At 61.7% G+C, this 16,655-nt stretch carries 12 protein-coding genes; 4 read left to right on the top strand and 8 right to left on the bottom strand.

Features of this window, described 5'->3' with window-relative positions:
- Positions 1–491: 491 nt before the first annotated feature.
- Together BTW07_RS08745 and BTW07_RS08750 are read right to left on the bottom strand one after the other, a co-directional pair.
- Positions 492–1,826, bottom strand: a complete 1,335-nt coding sequence (locus BTW07_RS08745) for a deoxyguanosinetriphosphate triphosphohydrolase (RefSeq protein WP_075569797.1) — start codon at positions 1,824–1,826, stop codon at positions 492–494.
- 250 nt (positions 1,827–2,076) lie between these two features.
- A complete protein-coding gene (locus BTW07_RS08750) occupies positions 2,077–2,940 on the bottom strand; it encodes an isocitrate lyase/PEP mutase family protein (protein ID WP_075569798.1) in 864 nt (287 codons plus the stop codon).
- 343 nt (positions 2,941–3,283) lie between these two features.
- On the opposite strand from BTW07_RS08750, the gene BTW07_RS08755 reads away from it, so the two are divergent.
- Complete coding sequence (locus BTW07_RS08755; RefSeq protein ID WP_075569799.1) at positions 3,284–4,396, top strand: cobalamin-independent methionine synthase II family protein; 1,113 nt, start codon at positions 3,284–3,286, stop codon at positions 4,394–4,396.
- Positions 4,397–4,509: 113 nt separating this feature from the next.
- Here the strand turns inward: BTW07_RS08755 and BTW07_RS08760 are convergent, their stop codons facing one another.
- The 5 genes from BTW07_RS08760 to glnA form a co-directional block, all read right to left on the bottom strand.
- Positions 4,510–6,252: an alpha-amylase family glycosyl hydrolase gene (locus tag BTW07_RS08760; RefSeq protein ID WP_075569800.1), complete on the bottom strand. Its 1,743-nt coding sequence runs from the start codon at positions 6,250–6,252 to the stop codon at positions 4,510–4,512.
- A 165-nt stretch (positions 6,253–6,417) separates the two neighbouring features.
- Positions 6,418–7,827, bottom strand: a complete 1,410-nt coding sequence (gene glnG, locus BTW07_RS08765; RefSeq protein ID WP_075569801.1) for a nitrogen regulation protein NR(I) — start codon at positions 7,825–7,827, stop codon at positions 6,418–6,420.
- A 225-nt stretch (positions 7,828–8,052) separates the two neighbouring features.
- Positions 8,053–9,096 carry a nitrogen regulation protein NR(II) gene (glnL, locus tag BTW07_RS08775; RefSeq protein WP_075569803.1) on the bottom strand — a complete coding sequence of 348 codons (1,044 nt, stop codon included), beginning with the start codon at positions 9,094–9,096 and terminating at the stop codon, positions 8,053–8,055.
- Positions 9,097–9,273: 177 nt separating this feature from the next.
- Positions 9,274–9,840 (bottom strand): DUF4124 domain-containing protein, encoded by a 567-nt coding sequence (locus BTW07_RS08780; RefSeq protein ID WP_075569804.1) that lies wholly within the window; start codon positions 9,838–9,840, stop codon positions 9,274–9,276.
- A 118-nt stretch (positions 9,841–9,958) separates the two neighbouring features.
- Positions 9,959–11,365, bottom strand: a complete 1,407-nt coding sequence (glnA, locus tag BTW07_RS08785; RefSeq protein WP_075569805.1) for a glutamate--ammonia ligase — start codon at positions 11,363–11,365, stop codon at positions 9,959–9,961.
- A 544-nt stretch (positions 11,366–11,909) separates the two neighbouring features.
- Here glnA and BTW07_RS08790 point away from each other — a divergent pair.
- Complete coding sequence (locus BTW07_RS08790; RefSeq protein WP_075569806.1) at positions 11,910–12,899, top strand: polysaccharide deacetylase family protein; 990 nt, start codon at positions 11,910–11,912, stop codon at positions 12,897–12,899.
- Positions 12,900–12,902: 3 nt separating this feature from the next.
- Here BTW07_RS08790 and BTW07_RS08795 read toward each other — a convergent pair whose 3' ends face one another.
- Positions 12,903–13,529 (bottom strand): nucleotidyltransferase family protein, encoded by a 627-nt coding sequence (locus tag BTW07_RS08795; protein ID WP_244158336.1) that lies wholly within the window; start codon positions 13,527–13,529, stop codon positions 12,903–12,905.
- A gap of 278 nt (positions 13,530–13,807) precedes the next feature.
- On the opposite strand from BTW07_RS08795, the gene typA reads away from it, so the two are divergent.
- Entirely contained in the window at positions 13,808–15,661 is a 1,854-nt protein-coding gene (typA, locus tag BTW07_RS08800; protein WP_075569808.1) for a translational GTPase TypA, read from the top strand.
- 198 nt (positions 15,662–15,859) lie between these two features.
- Positions 15,860–16,630, top strand: a complete 771-nt coding sequence (locus BTW07_RS08805; RefSeq protein ID WP_075569809.1) for an ABC transporter ATP-binding protein — start codon at positions 15,860–15,862, stop codon at positions 16,628–16,630.
- The last annotated feature ends 25 nt before the right edge of the window (positions 16,631–16,655 follow it).

Below are 16,655 nucleotides of genomic sequence, written 5' to 3' on the forward strand. Positions count from 1 at the left end.
TTGCCTTCAACGAAGGCGTCAACTCAATCCATCCTCACTGCTGTTTCGCCTCCCCTTGCCGGCTTCATGTCAGGGAGACGCCGTCACCCTGTCGCGGTCACGGGTTTCGCGCCCGCCGTCAGTCCGAACCGATGACTGAACTATGATTCATCGCTACGCAAAAGCGAGCGCTATTTCCTGCCACTCGCACTCTCCCTCGATTCCACGCCGTTCCGGCACATGCAGACGCCGATGGCTGTCTGGTCGATGACACAACCGACCAGGGCATTTTTTTATTAATTAACCGTTCAATTAAAATACGGCGTTATGCGACGAGTTTCAACAGCCATACCCCCAGGCTCTCACGCGACCCTCGTCATTCGAGCCCCAGAAACGACGACGCCGGACACGAGCCCGACGCCGGAGAGAGACAATCAACAAGAATCAACAAGAATCAACAAGAGAGATAATCGACGGGAAGTACTGGACGAGAAATACTGGACGAGAGACGACTAGTCGGCCTTGAGGCGTCCACCCATTTCCTGGGCGAGCTCGACCGCATAGTGATCGGTCATGCCGCCGATGAAATCGAGCATCCGGCGATAGCTGTCGTAAAGCGGCCAGCCCGGCTTGGGCGTATTCTCGCCGATCAGTGCAAGGACGCGCTGGTGCTTGAAGGAAGAGTGCCCGGTGTGATGCAACTCGTGGGCCGCGCCGATGAACGCCTCGAGCAGAATGCCGAGCGTGGTATAAGCCCCGATCTCGAGCTTTGCCTTGCGCTCGTTCTGAAAGATACGCTCGCGGGCCAGCTGTTTGGCCGAGGAGACACCCCAGCTCAGATCCGGATGACACAGTTCGAGCAGATCATCGTCCAGCGTGCCGTTGAGCAGCGCCTTCTCGTGCTGCACGAAGACATCGCCGACTTCATTGACCGCCCGCTCCATCGCCGCACCGCGCAGCGCCGCGATGCGGCGACGTTGCGAGACGCCCTCGGCTGCCATCTGCTCGTACCCGGCCGGCGGCTCGCCGGCGATCTGCAGCAGCACCTGCGCGACTTCCTCGTAGCGCAGAATGCCCATCTCCAGGCCATCTTCGAGATCGAGCAACGCATAGCAGATATCGTCTGCCGCCTCGACCAGATAGGCCAGCGGATGGCGGCACCATTTGGAGCCGTCGACTGCCTTGAGCCCCAGACACTCGGCCACTTCGACCAGCAGATGCTTTTCGGACTGGTAGCAGCCGAACTTGCCCATCTGACCGCCGTGTTCGACCGTCCACGGATACTTGAGCAGCGTGCCCAGCGTCGCGGCGGAGAGCCGCATGCCGCCGCGGAACTGGTTGTACTCGATCTGGGTCACGACCCGGAAGCCCTGCGCGTTTCCCTCGTAGGTCAGCAGATCGCGGCGCTGAGCCTCGTCGAGGCCTTCCAGCAGACCGTTACCCTGAGCCTCCGCCCATTTGAACCAGTCGCGAATCGCGTACTCGCCGGCATGACCGAACGGCGGATTGCCGATGTCGTGCCCCAGGCAGGCTGCCTGCACGATGACGCCGAGATCGGCGGGCGTGACCCGGGCCGGCAGGCTGTCGCGCAGCTGTTCGCCGACGATCATTCCCAGACTGCGGCCGACGCACCCGACCTCGATCGAGTGGGTCAAGCGGGTGTGGATATGATCGTTGTCGGTCAGCGGATGCACCTGGGTCTTGCGTCCCAGACGGCGGAAAGAGCCGGAGAAGACGATGCGATCGTAATCCTTGTGGAAAGGCGTGCGACCGGCTTCACCACGCGAGGTCCGGGCATCGTGCAGGCGGACGGGATCGAGCAGGCGTTCCCATTGCATGGCGGTCATCGTGGTCTCCGTTATCAGTAAAGGCTGCTACAAGCAGCTCAGAATGCCTACCGACGCCAGCGAAGGAAAGCGCTACCCACAGGTCCAGGCCAGTGACGAGTGCCCTGAACGACCCACTTCCGAGTCAATCGCCGAGTCCCATGAAGCGCTAGCCGCCTGGAGCACGGGAGGCGAGACATCACTTGGGGTTAGGCGAGATTTCCGTGCTCCGGGCAACACCGCGATTCGCGTGCGCAGATATTGAATGTGCTTACTCTTTGACGTCCATGTATTCGCGCGCCCAGATCCGATATTCGTCGACCGTGGAATAACGCGTCGAAAGCTGCGAAGCATCCAGATCGTTGGTAGCGATGTCGCGCTGCTCGCGCAGACAGTCGTAGGTCGCCTTGATTGCCGCGAAATAGGCAGCGTGACCGTTGACCACGATCCGTACCCCGAGCTTGGCCAGACGCGCACGGTCACGCAGTGCCGGGTTGTCGTAGGTTACCAGCATCAACGGCACCGTCAGCGGCGCGGCCAGCTTTTCCAGATGCTCGAAGTCGCGCACGCCGACCAGACAGATGGCATCGACGCCCGCGGCCTGGTAGGCGCGAATGCGCGCCACGGCGGCATCGTCATCGAGCTGACCGGCGTGGGTGCGCGCGATGATCGACAGGGCAGGATCGATACGCGCCTCGAGCGCTGCCCGCATCTTGCCGACGCCCTCCTCGACGGAGATCAGGTCGGTCGACTTGTGCCCGTACTGCGCCGGCAGCAGGGTATCCTCGATGGTCAACGCCGCGATACCGGCCCGTTCGAGTTCGGTAATCGTGCGCATGACGTTGAGGGCGTTGCCGTAGCCGTGGTCGGCATCGGCGATCACCGGCAATCGGGCCACGCGACCGATGCGGGTCGCCTGCTCGACGAACTCGCTCAAGGTGATCAAGGCGAAATCGGGCGCCGCCAGCACCTGCAGCGAGGCGACCGAACCCCCGAGAATGCCCACCTCGAAGTCGAGATCGGCGGCGATGCGAGCCGACATAGGATCGAATACCGATGCCGTGTAGTAGCAGGCGTCGCTGGCCAGCAGCCGACGAAATTCATTACGTAAATCGTGTTGCGAGGGGGTCGTCACGGAACACTCCTGTTCTTTTTCACTGTCGTTCAAAATTCAGTCGTTCAAAATTCAGTCGCTCGGGCGCGAGGGGCGCCATCGAGAAAGACTCCCGCCGATCGCCGGTGACGTCGCGATGAAGGCGTCGGCCTGGAGCGATAATCCTACCACTAAAGTTTGAGAAACGACGCCGCCAGCGAAGGTTGCCGGGAGCGGGAATGAATGCCGTGCATCCCGATCCTGAGTCGGCTTCATTGGCCCGCCTTCTCCGAAACCCGCATCATTGGCGGTCTCAGCATCCCTACTCGCCGGTCATGCCGCTGACATGCCCCAAGGCGCCACCGCACGACAACAGGAAAGATTCATGTCACAAGCGCATCCCCCATTCCGAGCCGATATCGTCGGTAGCTTTCTTCGTCCAGCGGCGCTGAAGGACGCCCGGGCAAAATATCACCAGGGCGACATTGATGCCGCGGCCCTCGCACGCGTGGAAGATCGGCAGATTCGAGAGGTGGTCGCGCAGCAGGAGGCAGCCGGTCTTCAGGTCGTGACCGACGGCGAGTTCCGACGCGCCTGGTGGCATTTCGATTTTCTCGAGCAGCTCGACGGCGTCACCGGCTATCAGGGTGACCAGGGCATCCAGTTCCAGGGCGTGCAGACCGGCGCCAAGCAGATCCGCGTAGACGGCAAGGTCGGCTTCAATCCAGCGCATCCGATGCTGGATCACTTCCGCTACCTGGCCAGCATCGCCAACGTCATGCCCAAGATGACGATTCCGAGCCCCAGCGTGCTGCACTTCCGGGGCGGTCGAAAGAAGATCGACAGCGGCGTCTATCCGAGCCTGGACGCGTTCTTCGCCGACACGGCCGATGCCTATCGCGGCGCCGTCCGGGCGTTCTACGACGCTGGCTGTCGTTACCTGCAGCTGGATGACACGGTATGGGCCTATCTCTGCTCCGAGAAGGAGCTGCAGGCGGCGCGGGATCGCGGCGACGACCCGGACCGGCTGCAGGCGATCTACGCCGAGATGCTCAATCATGCGCTGGCCGACAAGCCGGACGATCTGTACGTCTCGCTCCACGTCTGTCGCGGCAACTTCCGCTCGACCTGGATCAGCGAGGGCGGCTACGAGCCGGTCGCCGAGACCCTATTCGGCAAGGTCGACGTGGATGCCTGGTTCCTCGAGTACGACAGCGACCGTGCCGGCAGCTTCGATCCACTGCGCTTCATTCCGGAGGGTCGCCAGCAGGCCGTACTGGGGCTGATCACGACCAAGATGGGTGAACTCGAAGACCCGCGCGCCATTACCGCACGTCTCGATGAGGCAGCGCGGTTCGTCGACAAGCGTCAGCTCTGCCTGAGCCCACAGTGTGGTTTTGCCTCCACCGAAGAGGGCAACAACCTCGCCGAGCAGGCCCAGTGGGAGAAGATCCGACTGACGCTGGAGATCGCCAACGCCTACTGGAGCCAGGACTGAAAGGCCGGCAGGACAACCCTGCCACGGGGAGGCGCCACGCCTCCCCGTGTTCTCGCCAGTCAACGGTATCGCTGTCAGTCAAAAGCTCACTGTCGGAATAAGCGAAACTCACGTCAGTGAGACTCGCCATCCTCGTTGCGCATCAGCGATCCCAGCAGGCGGCTGAGGAACCCCTTGCGCTCGGGATCGGGCTCCTGCTCGATCAGCGCCCGCGGGTCGATGCTGCTGCGATCGATATGCACGAACGCCGCCTGGTAAGCCGGCAACGTCAGTCGGCCATCGCTCAGCTTGGGCGTAAAACCGGCCTGGTAGACGATCTCGCCGGCACCGGCGGGCAGACTGGTCGCGCGCGATTCATTGGTGAGATTGAAAACCGCCAGAATCGCCTGATCATGGGAGACGCGCAGCCAGCCCAGCAGCTCGTCGTCGAAATCGCTCAGGATCAGGGTACCGTCGACCATGGCCGACTGCGATTTGCGCCAATGCAGAAACTCCCGCGTGACCCGCAGGGTGCTATCGGCGTCGGCAAGCTGCCGCTCGACCGAGAGCTGGCGATGGTGCCCATCTACCGGCAGCCACGGCTCCATCGAGGTAAAACCACCCAGCTCGCCGCTCGTCCAGGGCATCGGCGTGCGGCAGCCGTCGCGTCCCTTGTACTCCGGCCATAGCGCCAGACCGTAAGGATCGACCAGCCGCTCGTAGGGCACGTCGGCTTCCGGCAACCCCAGCTCCTCGCCCTGATAGAGGCAGATACTGCCGTAGAGCGAACAGAGCATGACCGTCGCGACCTTGGCCACCAGCGGCCCGTGCTGCTCCAGATTCTCATGCTCGGTCCAGCGCGACACGACGCGCTGGACGTCATGGTTGGAGAGCGCCCAGCATGGCCAGGCGTCTCCGGCGTAATACTGGAAATGTTCGATGATGTCGCGCAATCGCTGAGCACTGAACTCGGCATCGAACAGATCGAAGGTATAGGCCATATGCAGGCGGTCGTCGCCGATGGTGTACTCGACCATCCGCTCCAGCGGCCGATCGTCGGAGATCTCCCCCACCGTCATGGTGCCGGGATACTCGTCCATCAGTGCACGCAGCTCGTTCAGGAACCCGATGTTTTCCGGCTGACTGATATCGAACTGGTGGCGTTGCATCGAATAAGGGTTCGATGCCGGTACACTCGGCGTCTTGAGCTCGCCGCTCCCGAGCGCCGGATTGTTCTGCAGCGCCAGGCTGTGAAAATAGAAGTTCGAGGTGTCCAGGCGGAATCCGTCGACGCCGAGATCGAGCCAGAAGCGGGCGTTGTCGAGCTGCTCCTTGCGCACCGCCGGGTTGTGAAAATTGAGATCCGGCTGACACGACAGGAAGTTGTGCAGATAGTACTGGCGCCGCCGGCTATCGAAAGTCCAGGCGCTGCCGCTGAAGAACGACAGCCAGTTGTTGGGTGGCGTGCCGTCGGCCTTGGGATCGGCCCAGACGTACCAGTCGGATTTCTGATTCTCTCGCGAGCTGCGACTCTGGATGAACCAGTGGTGCTGATCCGAGGTATGACTCAGCACCAGATCGATGATCACTTTCAGGCCCAGGCCATGGGCACGCTCGAGCAGCATCTGGAAGTCGTGGAAGGAGCCGAACATCGGATCGACACCTCGATAGTCGGTCACGTCATAGCCGAAATCCTTCATCGGTGACGGAAAGAACGGCGAGATCCAGATGGCGTCGACGCCCAGTTCGGCGACGTAGTCCAGCTTGGCGGTGATGCCGGGAAGATCGCCGACCCCGTCGCCGCGCGCGTCCATGAAACTTCTGGGATAGATCTGGTAGATGACGCTGCCACGCCACCATTGGGTCGAGTCGAGCATGGAGCTCCCCATGTTGGTGAAATTGGATCTCGGCGTTACCGCCAGCCTCAGCAGTGACACGAACCAAGGCAACGCCCGGCGACCCACCGGGCAGTGGCCGCCATTCGAGATTCATGATTCGAGCGACGCCGGCCTGAACGTTTCCGATCCCCCCGATGTCGAGCGCTATTCGTCGGCCAGCGCCGGCAGCAGTACCTTGACCTTGCGCGTCAGGGTGTTGCGTCCCCACCCCAGCAATTCGGCAGCCTCGCCCTTGCGCCCGCCGGTATGTTTCAAGGCAGTCTCGATCAGGATGCGCTCGAAATCCGGCACGGCCTCTTCGAGCAGATGCGTGTGACCCGAGGCCAAGGCCCGGTCCGCCCACTCCCGGAACGCATTGCGCCAGTCGCCGCTGGGCGCTTCGCTGCCCTCTAGGTCACGCAGTTCCGGCGGCAGATCATCGACCAGCACTTCACGCCCGGAGGCCATCACCGTGAGCCAACGACAGGTATTTTCCAGCTGACGAACATTGCCGGGCCAGGGTAACCGGGTCAGATGCGTCTCGGCATCCTTGGTCAGAACCTTGGATTCGGCCGAGAGTTCCTTGGCGGCCTCGGCCAGAAAATGCTGGGCCAGACGGGGAATGTCCTCCCGGCGCTCCGACAGTCGGGGCAGATGAACGCGAATCACGTTGAGCCGGTGGAACAGATCCTCTCGAAAACGGCCGTCCATCACCAATTTTTCCAGGTTCTGGTGGGTCGCGGCAATGATCCTGACATCGACCTTCACCGGCACATGGCCGCCTACCCGGTAGAATTCGCCGTCCGCCAGCACGCGAAGTAGACGGGTCTGGGTGTCGGCGGGCATGTCACCGATCTCATCGAGGAACAGCGTGCCACCATCGGCCTGCTCGAAGCGCCCGCGACGCTGGGCTGCGGCGCCGGTGAACGCGCCCTTCTCATGGCCGAAAAGTTCCGACTCCATCAGATCCTTGGGGATCGCCGCCATGTTGAGCGCAATGAACGGATGGCCACTGCGCGGGCTGTGCTGATGCAGCGCCTGAGCGACGCGCTCCTTGCCGGTACCCGATTCGCCGTTGATCAGTACGGTAATGTGCGATTGCGATAGCCGACCGATGGCCCGGAACACCTCCTGCATCGCCGGCGCCTCGCCAATGATCTCGGCGGAAAGCCCCTCCGGCATCGCCGCTGGCGAGCGCCGTTCGCGGGCATGAGCCACGCCCCGCCGGACCAGCGCCAGCGCATCGTCGACATCGAACGGCTTGGGCAGATATTCGAACGCCCCGCCCTGATAGGACGCCACGGCACTGTCCAGATCCGAGTGCGCCGTCATCACGATGACCGGCAGGTCGGGATGCATCTCGCGAACCTTGGCCATCAGGTCGAGCCCGTCGAGCCCCGGCATCCGAATGTCGGTCAGCAGTACGTCCGGTGGGTGTCGCTCGATCGACGCGAGCGCGGCATCGGCCCGCTCGAACGACTGCACCTCGAGATCCGGCTGCGCCAGGGCCCTTTCCAGAACCCAGCGGATCGCACGGTCGTCGTCGACGATCGCGATACGGGCGACTTCAGTCATGGCAGTTCTCCAGCAGAACGGTGAATCGCGCTCTCGGCGACTTCGATACTTTCGATGACTTCGATATTTTCGATGACTTCGATACTTTCGATGACTTCGGTACTTTCGATGACTTCGGTACTTTCGATGACTTCGGTACTTCGAAACTCCCGACAACATGGGTCGGCAGCCCGCGTGTCCGAGGTGGCAACGGCATCCGGGTGCGAAGTGGAAACGCAGTCCAACTCACTGCGGCGCCTCGAAAGGAATCAGCAACCGGAACTCCGTCGCGCCCGGGTGCGATTCGCATTCGATCAAGCCCTGGTGCTGATGCAGAATCGACTGCGCGATCGACAGACCCAGGCCGCTGCCCTCGGCACGCCCGGACACCATCGGGAAGAACAGGGTCTCGCGAATGTGCTCGGGGATTCCGGGGCCGTTGTCGATGATCGCGACTTCGCAAACCAGTCGGTGGCGCTCGGCGCCCAACGTGAACTGACGACGAACCCGAGTTCGCAACAGCAGACGCGGTTCGAGCGTGCCGGACTCCTCCATGGCCTGAACCGCATTGCGCGCGATATTCAGAACGGCCTGGATCAACTGCGGCTCGTCACCGATCAGGTCCGGCATGCTGGGGTCATAGTTGCGCTCGAAACTCAGCTGATGGTGCTCCGCCTCGAGCAGCACCCGCACCCGCTCCAGCACTTTGTGCACGTTGAGCGGCTCGTGGTGCACCAGCGTATTGGGGCCCAGCATGCGGTCGACCAGATCTCGCAGCCGATCCGCTTCCTCGACGATGATCCGGGTGAACTCGGTGAGTTGCGGATCGGGAAGATCCCGCTCCAGCAGCTGCGCGGCGCCCCGAATGCCACCCAGCGGGTTCTTGACCTCGTGGGCGAGACCGCGCATCAGCACCTTGACCGTCTCCTGACGCGCCATCAGGGCCTCTTCTCGCGAGATTCGCAGCAGCCGGTCCCGCGGTTCGATCTCGAGCAGCAGTTCGCGACTGGTGATCGGTGTCGCAGTGAAATCCACCGTGATCACGTCACCCGCGGTCAGCACCAATGCCGCTTCGCGCTGGGTATAAGGATGAAATTCCTGCATCGCCTTGTGTAGCACCTGGCGAACGCTGCCATCCTCGCCGTTCAGGCACTCGAGCCATTGCCCGACGACCCGGGGGCGGCTCGCGGCCAGCAGCGCCTCGGCGGCAGGGTTGAGCCAGCGCACGTGAAGACTCTCGTCGAGTAACAGGACGGCCGTCGTCATGTGCTCCAGCAAACGTTGATACATGCGTTGTTCCATCGTGGTGATCCGGTATGTGCTTATACAGTGCAAAAACCGCGCCACTCCCAGATTCGAGCCGCTGCCGTAGGAGTGCTCGATGAGAGCCTGATCTTTCGTTCATCGAACCAGAACTTCATTCACCAAAATAGTGCACGCGCTTGAAAGAACGCCCACCGATCGGGATTACCGTTTGCGGTTGGGGTTATTGGGATTGGCCGGCAGGTTGACGCTGGCCCGTTGCACGTAGAGCGTTACCGTCGGCGTCGACAGGCGTACTCGGCCCTGGGCATCGAGCAGCTCGGCCTGAAGCTGATGTTCGCCGCGGTCGAGCTGGCTCAGCGCGAAGACGCTGGTGTGCATCGGTGACTGGCTGATCTTGCCATCGACCCGGAGTTGAACACGATCGTCTCGCTGCAGCGCGGGCTCGATCGCCAGCTTCACCTGGACGTTACCGGCCTGGCCGGTCGGCAGCGTCTGGCCGTTGGCCGGGCTGGTGATCGCGAAGCGGTCGTACTCGATGGCCGGCGTCGGTGCCGCCGCTGGCTTGGGAGGGTACGTGCCGGATTCGATCTCGACGGGATCGACCACCGTGATCGGTTTGAGGTCGATCCGTTGGCCCGCTTTCGGCTCGTCGCTGTAGACCACCTTGCCATCGGCATCGACATGCCGATAGACCGAGGCCGCCATGACCGGCATGGCGAACGACAGCGCCGTACCCCAGATCATCCACCCCACCACCCGTGTTTGCATCGTCGCCACTCCTCGCCATTCATCCATCGTCATCGGCCCGGTGACGAAAAAGCCCCACCGAAGTGGGGCTCTGTCAGGCCGCAGGTCAGGGCTTGAACCTTGGACGCTGTGTCGACGCTTAGACGCTGTAGTACAGATCGAACTCGACCGGATGCGTCGCGAGGCGCAGACGCTCGACGTCCTCGTTCTTCAGCGCGATGTAGGCATCGATCATGTCGTCGGTGAACACGCCACCTTCGGTCAGGAAGGCACGATCGGCGTCGAGCGCTTCCAGGGCCTGATCGAGGCTGGTCGCCACGGTCGGGACCTTCTTGCCTTCTTCCGGCGGCAGATCGTACAAATTCTTGTCCATGGCATCGCCAGGATGAATCTTGTTCTTGATCCCGTCGATACCGGCCATCAGCATCGCAGAGAACGCCAGGTACGGGTTGGCAGTCGGGTCGGGGAAACGGGTCTCGACGCGCTTGCCCTTGGGGTTGGAGGTGTACGGAATACGAATGGACGCAGAGCGGTTACGCGCACTGTAGGCCAGCATGACCGGCGCTTCGAAGCCCGGCACCAGACGCTTGTAGGAGTTGGTCGAAGCGTTGGTGAAGGCGTTCAGCGCACGCGCATGCTTGATGATACCGCCAATGTAATACAGTGCCATTTCGGACAGGCCGGCGTACTCGTCGCCCGCGAACTGGTTGGTGCCGTCCTTCCAGAAAGACTGGTGAACGTGCATCCCGGAACCGTTGTCGCCGACCAGTGGCTTGGGCATGAAGGTTGCCGTCTTGCCGTAGGCATGCGCGACGTTGTGGATGACGTACTTCATCTCCTGAACTTCGTCGGCCTTCTTCACCAGCGTGTTGAACTTGACGCCGATTTCGTTCTGACCGGCGTTGGCCACTTCGTGGTGATGCACTTCGACGCTCTGGCCGATCGCCTGCAGCGTGTTGCACATCGCGCTGCGAATGTCGTGGAAGCTGTCGACCGGCGGCACCGGGAAGTAGCCCCCCTTGACGCGCGGACGGTGTGCCAGGTTGCCACCCTCGACCTGACGATCGGTGGACCAGGCGCCCTCTTCGGAGGAGATCTTGTACATGGAGCCTTCGATATCGGTCTTCCAATGCACTTCGTCGAAGATGAAGAACTCGGGTTCCGGACCGAAGAACGCGGTGTCGCCCAGACCGGTGCTGTTCAGATAGGCTTCGGCGCGCTTGGCGATGGAGCGCGGATCACGCTCGTAACCCTGCATGGTCGCCGGCTCGATGATGTCGCAGCGCAGAATCAGGGTGGAGTCTTCGGTGAACGGGTCGAGGAATGCGGTTCCGTCTTCCGGGCGCAGAATCATGTCGGACTCGTTGATGCCCTTCCAGCCTTCGATAGAAGAGCCGTCGAACATCTGGCCGTCTTCGAAGAATTCCGTATCGATGGCGCTGGCAGGAATGGTGACGTGCTGCTCCTTGCCCTTGGTATCGGTAAAGCGCAGATCCACCCACTTGACGTCGTGTTCTTCGATGAGGGCGAGGGTTTTCTCAGACATGTCTTCCTCCACTGTGAGCCATGGCTCGATTCGTTGGCGAATATCCAACACCGTTTTTTGGCATGCGTGTTTTGTAGCACGAAGTCGGCGCTCTTGCCCACGCGCACACCGTTTTTACATGGACATGCAGAGAATGTGCCAAAATGAGGCATAGCCACGATCAGATTCATTAACCACATGATGTGACGGAGATTTTTAAACCTTTCCGCGGAATCAAAACTGCTGCGCGAGGGGAAATTCGCTGGCCGAGGATGCTTGAAAATTCTCATAGGCATCAATTTGGTGCACTAGACTGATCGTGTGCACCAAAACAACACTTTGCGAGCATTGCCGGAAACTTTGCCGAACATCGTCGGGCAACGGATACTGTTCCAATGCACTCCAACTCGGTGCAGGCTCTGCTTGCAAACGCTTTCAAGGGACCCTTTTACAGGACCCTTTTACAGGACTCTTTCAACGGATAGCGACGGATACGCTCGTAACGAATACTATCGACGGACGCCTTGCTTGGTGGCGCTCAATGACTTCAGTAATGGAATGACTCATGCCCAGGCTGGATCGCACACAGGATGTGGTACAGCGCCTACGCGGTCACTGGCGTCTCAGCCTGAGTGAACCGCTGTGGGGGCGAAGCGCGATACTCGCGCTGCGCCGAGTGCTGGATGACGAAGCCGAAGCCCGCCTGCCTCATCGGGCAGACTGGTGCCTGGGCCCGGACAGTTTTCGGCAGCTGCTGGAAAGTCTCAGCGAAAGCGCGCAGATCGTCAGCCTCGAAAGCGTGCTTCAACTGCACCACGATCAACTGCCGAGAGTCGCGCTCACGTTCGACGGCGGCTGGCGCGATACCCTCAGGCAGGTCTCGCCGATACTGGAACGGCTGGCCCTGCCGGCCAATGTCTTTCTCCCCTGTCCGGTCACCCAGCAGGCCTGGAGCACTTGGCACGAAGCGCTGAGCGAATCCCTGTGGCGCGAAGAAACGGCCGACACTGCCCATCGGCGGCTCGCCGAGGCTGGCCTGCCGGCGCCTCCGATCGTCACCGGTCAGCGAGACGAACGCTACAGCCAAGCCATCAGGAACTACATCGATGAGCTCGATCAGTCGGAGTCGGCCGCCACGCTATGCGCTGTGGCGGCTGGCCTGGGTACTGAAACGACGTTCACCGACGAAGCGCTGGATGCGTTCAGCATCCGTCGTCTCGAGCAGGGCGGGCTGTTTCGCTTCGGCAGCCTGATGCCGCCCCGATCGGTACCTCGTGATGCCCGAGCACTGGCTCGACTACGCGAAAGTCGTCACCAGCTTTCGGTTCTATGCCGCCACCCGTTGCCGATCGCCGCCGCTGTCGACGAGTTCCCGGACGACGCCTTGATGCAGCTGGCGGCAAGTGCGGATATCGAGCGCGTGTTGACCCGCCGCGCGGGCTGGCTGGAGCCACCGGTCGATACCGTGCTCCTGCCACGTTTCGTGATTACGCATCCGGTTGCCAACAGTCCCGGCCGGCTGTTCGATTGGCTATTGGGCAACCTGCACACTTAGTAGCTAGTAGCGGCCGTTTCGCGCTTTCTCAAAACCCTGGATCTCGAGCTGCGGCCACTGTCGTCGCCAGCCCTTGGCAACCACGCGCCGCCGGAATACCTCGGGGTCGCCATGGCGCGGGTTGTGGGTGACGCGTCCGGCCAGCAGCGACGACAAACCCAATGGCGCGATCAGGTGAAGACAGTCGTCATCATCCAGCGTCACCCCCACCGCCGTTTCACACTCGACCCACACACTCAACGCTTCTTCTATGGAGACATAGGGAAGATGACCATGGCGCTCATGCATTCGGGCCTGATTCTTGACCGACCAGGGCAGAGAAGAGGCATCCCTGAGCCGGCTCGCGCGCTCGCGATCGATAGACTCGCTGCTGCCGGCAGGGTCGAAGTAGACGAGATCGATATCGTTCAGCGGCGACGCCACCGAATAGCCGTGCAGCCGATCCCACACCAGGTTGCGCACGAATCCGGCGGCCAGCCACCACTCGGGCAGACGCAACGCGCGCGCCTGGCGCAGTGCGCTCATCCGCCAGGCGTCGGCTCGCACCCACTCGCGCACTCTCTCGAGGTCGTCCATCGGCCCTTCAATGCCCTCCTTCCGTCTTTCGCCATTCTCTATCTGCGTTCTCAAGTATCGGCTCCGTCACGGCATCTCCTGTGCGATGCGGCCGCACTGCGCCGATAGCCCATGCACCGACAGCGTTTTGACCTGCGGCCGATGGGCTCTCGTCACCCCCCAATGGATCTTGCCCCCTGCCCGTAGACTAAAGTAGCCAGTGTCGCGCGCTAGGCTGTACAATGCGCGCCCGACCCTCCTACTCAGTGCCCAGGGGACTCGTCGATCCAGCGCTAGAGCGTGGATCATCGACTTAGACATGGGCGCACACATTTTACGATGGAAACCGCCCCATGAGTGACAACGCCTCTAACGCTCGGATCGAGAGCATTAGGAACATTGCCATTATCGCCCACGTCGACCATGGCAAGACGACACTGGTCGACAAGCTCCTGAGCCAGTCCGGCACGCTGGATCGCAAGGCCGAAGGCCAAGACCGGATCATGGATTCCAATGATCAGGAGAAAGAACGCGGCATCACGATCCTGGCCAAGAACACCGCGATCCGCTGGGATGACGGCAAAGGCCGCAACTACCACATCAATATCGTCGATACCCCGGGACACGCCGACTTCGGTGGCGAAGTCGAACGCGTCATGTCCATGGTGGATTCCGTATTGCTGCTGGTCGATGCCGTAGACGGCCCGATGCCGCAGACACGCTTCGTGACCCAGAAGGCCTTCGCCCAGGGTCTCAAGCCGATCGTCGTGGTCAACAAGGTCGACCGCCCCGGCGCGCGTCCGGATTGGGTCGTCGACCAGATCTTCGATCTGTTCGACAACCTCGGCGCCACCGACGAGCAGCTCGACTTTCCGATCATCTACTGCTCCGCGCTCAACGGCATCGCCGGCATGGAGCCGGATTCGATGGCCGAAGACATGACGCCGATGTTCCAGTCGATCGTCGACATCGTCGAGCCGCCCAAGGTCGAACTCGACGGCCCGTTCCAGATGCAGATTTCGGCGCTGGACTACAACAGCTACGTCGGCGTCATCGGTCTCGGCCGCATCAAGCGCGGCAGCGTCAAGCCGAGCCAGCAGATCAGCATCATCACCAAGGAAGGCGCGACCCGTAAGGGCAAGATCGGCCAGGTGATGACGCATATGGGTCTGGAGCGCGTGCAGACCAACGAGGCCACTGCCGGCGACATCGTCTGCATCACCGGTATCGACAACCTGGCGATCTCCGACACGCTGTGCGACGTCAACGTCGTCGAAGCGTTGCCGCCGCTCTCCGTCGACGAACCGACCGTCTCGATGACCTTCCAGGTCAACGATTCCCCGTTCGCGGGCAGGGACGGCAAGTACGTCACCAGCCGCAACATCAAGGATCGTCTCGACCAGGAGCTGATCCACAACGTGGCGCTGCGCGTCGAGCAGGCGGATACGCCGGAGAAGTTCAAGGTCTCCGGACGTGGCGAGCTGCACCTCTCGGTGCTGATCGAGACCATGCGTCGTGAAGGCTTCGAGCTGGCCGTGGGCCGCCCCGAGGTCATCATCCGCGAGATCGATGGCGTCAAGCAGGAGCCATACGAAGAAGTCATCATCGACTGCGAAGAGCAGCATCAGGGCTCGGTGATGGAAGAGCTCGGCTACCGCAAGGGCGAGATGACCAACATGAACCCGGATGGCAAGGGTCGTGTGCGTCTGGACTTCATCATCCCCGCGCGCGGTCTGATCGGCTTCCGTGGTCAGTTCCTGACGCTGACTTCCGGCACCGGCATCCTGACCAGCCGCTTCGATCATTATGGCCCGCTGAAGCCGGACGCCTCCATCGAGCGTCGCAATGGGGTGCTGGTCTCCATGGTCGGCGGCAAGGCACTGGCCTATGCGCTTTACGCATTGCAGGAGCGCGGCAAGCTGATCATCGATCACGCCACCGAAGTCTACGAAGGCATGCTGATCGGCATCAACAACCGTGCCAACGACATGGTGGTCAACCCGACCAAGGGCAAGAAGCTCGATAACATGCGCTCCACGGGTAACGATGAAAACATCGTGCTGACGCCACCGATCAAGTTCACGCTCGAACAGGCGATCGAATTCCTCGATTCCGATGAACTGGTGGAAGTGACGCCCGGATTCATCCGCCTGCGCAAGAAGCACCTGACCGAAAACGAGCGCAAGCGAGCCGGCAAGAAAGGCTGATCACGCGCTGCTGCAAGATCCACGACACCCGCCTCCCGGCGGGTGTCGTCGTTTGGGGCTCTCAAACGTTGATTAAGAAAAACTACTCATGGCGTACCACCGCTGTACAATCGGCAACATCATCAGTACATGACGCCCAAGCGCCGCCCACCGGCGTGCACGCTTCGACAATAGCAATAACGCGCTGAGGGAAACCCGATGATGCCGATCATCGATGTCCGCAACATTCGCAAGTCGTTCGGGGGCCTGACGGTCATCGACGACTGCTCCATTCAGGTCGCCAAGGGTTCGATCACCGGCATGATCGGTCCCAACGGTGCCGGTAAATCCACGCTGTTCAATATCATCGCCGGTAGCCTCGCGCCCGACAGCGGCGAGGTCCTGCTCAACGGCCAGGCGATCACTCACCTGTCCGCCAACCAGCGCTTCCACAAGGGGCTGCTGCGGACGTTTCAGATCGCCCACGAATTCAGCCACCTGACTTCACTCGAGAACCTGATGATGGTCCCGCCGCGTCAGGAAGGCGAAAACCTGTTCAGCACCTGGTTGAAACCCGGAGAAGTGCGCCGCCAGGAGACCGAAGTTCGCCGCCGAGCGCTCGAAGTGCTCGATTTCGTCGGGCTCTCTCATGTCCGCAACGAGCTGGCCGGCAATCTTTCCGGCGGCCAGAAGAAGCTGCTCGAGCTCGGTCGCACCATGATGACCGACGCCGAAGTCGTGCTGCTCGACGAGATCGCCGCTGGCGTCAATCGCACGCTGCTCGGCGACCTGATGGGCAATATCGAGCGACTCAACCGCGAGCTGGGCTATACCTTCCTGGTCATCGAGCACGACATGGACATGATCGCGCGGCTGTGCGACCCGGTCATCGTGCTGGCTCAGGGGCAGGTGATGATGGAAGGCGCGATCACCGATATCCAGAACAACCCGGAAGTGATCGAAGCCTACTTTGGCGCTGAACCCGCGTGAGGTTACCGGACCGTTCCGGGCTTCA

Origin of the sequence: Salinicola socius, assembly GCF_001937195.1 — a bacterium.
Taxonomy (GTDB): Bacteria; Pseudomonadota; Gammaproteobacteria; order Pseudomonadales; family Halomonadaceae; genus Salinicola; species Salinicola socius.

Bases quoted from the DNA above. Each gene is read 5' to 3' on its own strand.
- glnG (WP_075569801.1), bottom strand. From the start codon at position 7,827: ATGACTGAAGTCGCCCGTATCGCGATCGTCGACGACGACCGTGCGATC.
- typA (WP_075569808.1), top strand. From the start codon at position 13,808: ATGAGTGACAACGCCTCTAACGCTCGGATCGAGAGCATTAGGAACATT.
- BTW07_RS08790 (WP_075569806.1), top strand. From the start codon at position 11,910: ATGCCCAGGCTGGATCGCACACAGGATGTGGTACAGCGCCTACGCGGT.
- glnA (WP_075569805.1), bottom strand. From the start codon at position 11,365: ATGTCTGAGAAAACCCTCGCCCTCATCGAAGAACACGACGTCAAGTGG.
- BTW07_RS08755 (WP_075569799.1), top strand. From the start codon at position 3,284: ATGTCACAAGCGCATCCCCCATTCCGAGCCGATATCGTCGGTAGCTTT.
- BTW07_RS08760 (WP_075569800.1), bottom strand. From the start codon at position 6,252: ATGCTCGACTCGACCCAATGGTGGCGTGGCAGCGTCATCTACCAGATC.
- BTW07_RS08805 (WP_075569809.1), top strand. From the start codon at position 15,860: ATGATGCCGATCATCGATGTCCGCAACATTCGCAAGTCGTTCGGGGGC.
- glnL (WP_075569803.1), bottom strand. From the start codon at position 9,096: ATGTATCAACGTTTGCTGGAGCACATGACGACGGCCGTCCTGTTACTC.
- BTW07_RS08745 (WP_075569797.1), bottom strand. From the start codon at position 1,826: ATGACCGCCATGCAATGGGAACGCCTGCTCGATCCCGTCCGCCTGCAC.
- BTW07_RS08780 (WP_075569804.1), bottom strand. From the start codon at position 9,840: ATGCAAACACGGGTGGTGGGGTGGATGATCTGGGGTACGGCGCTGTCG.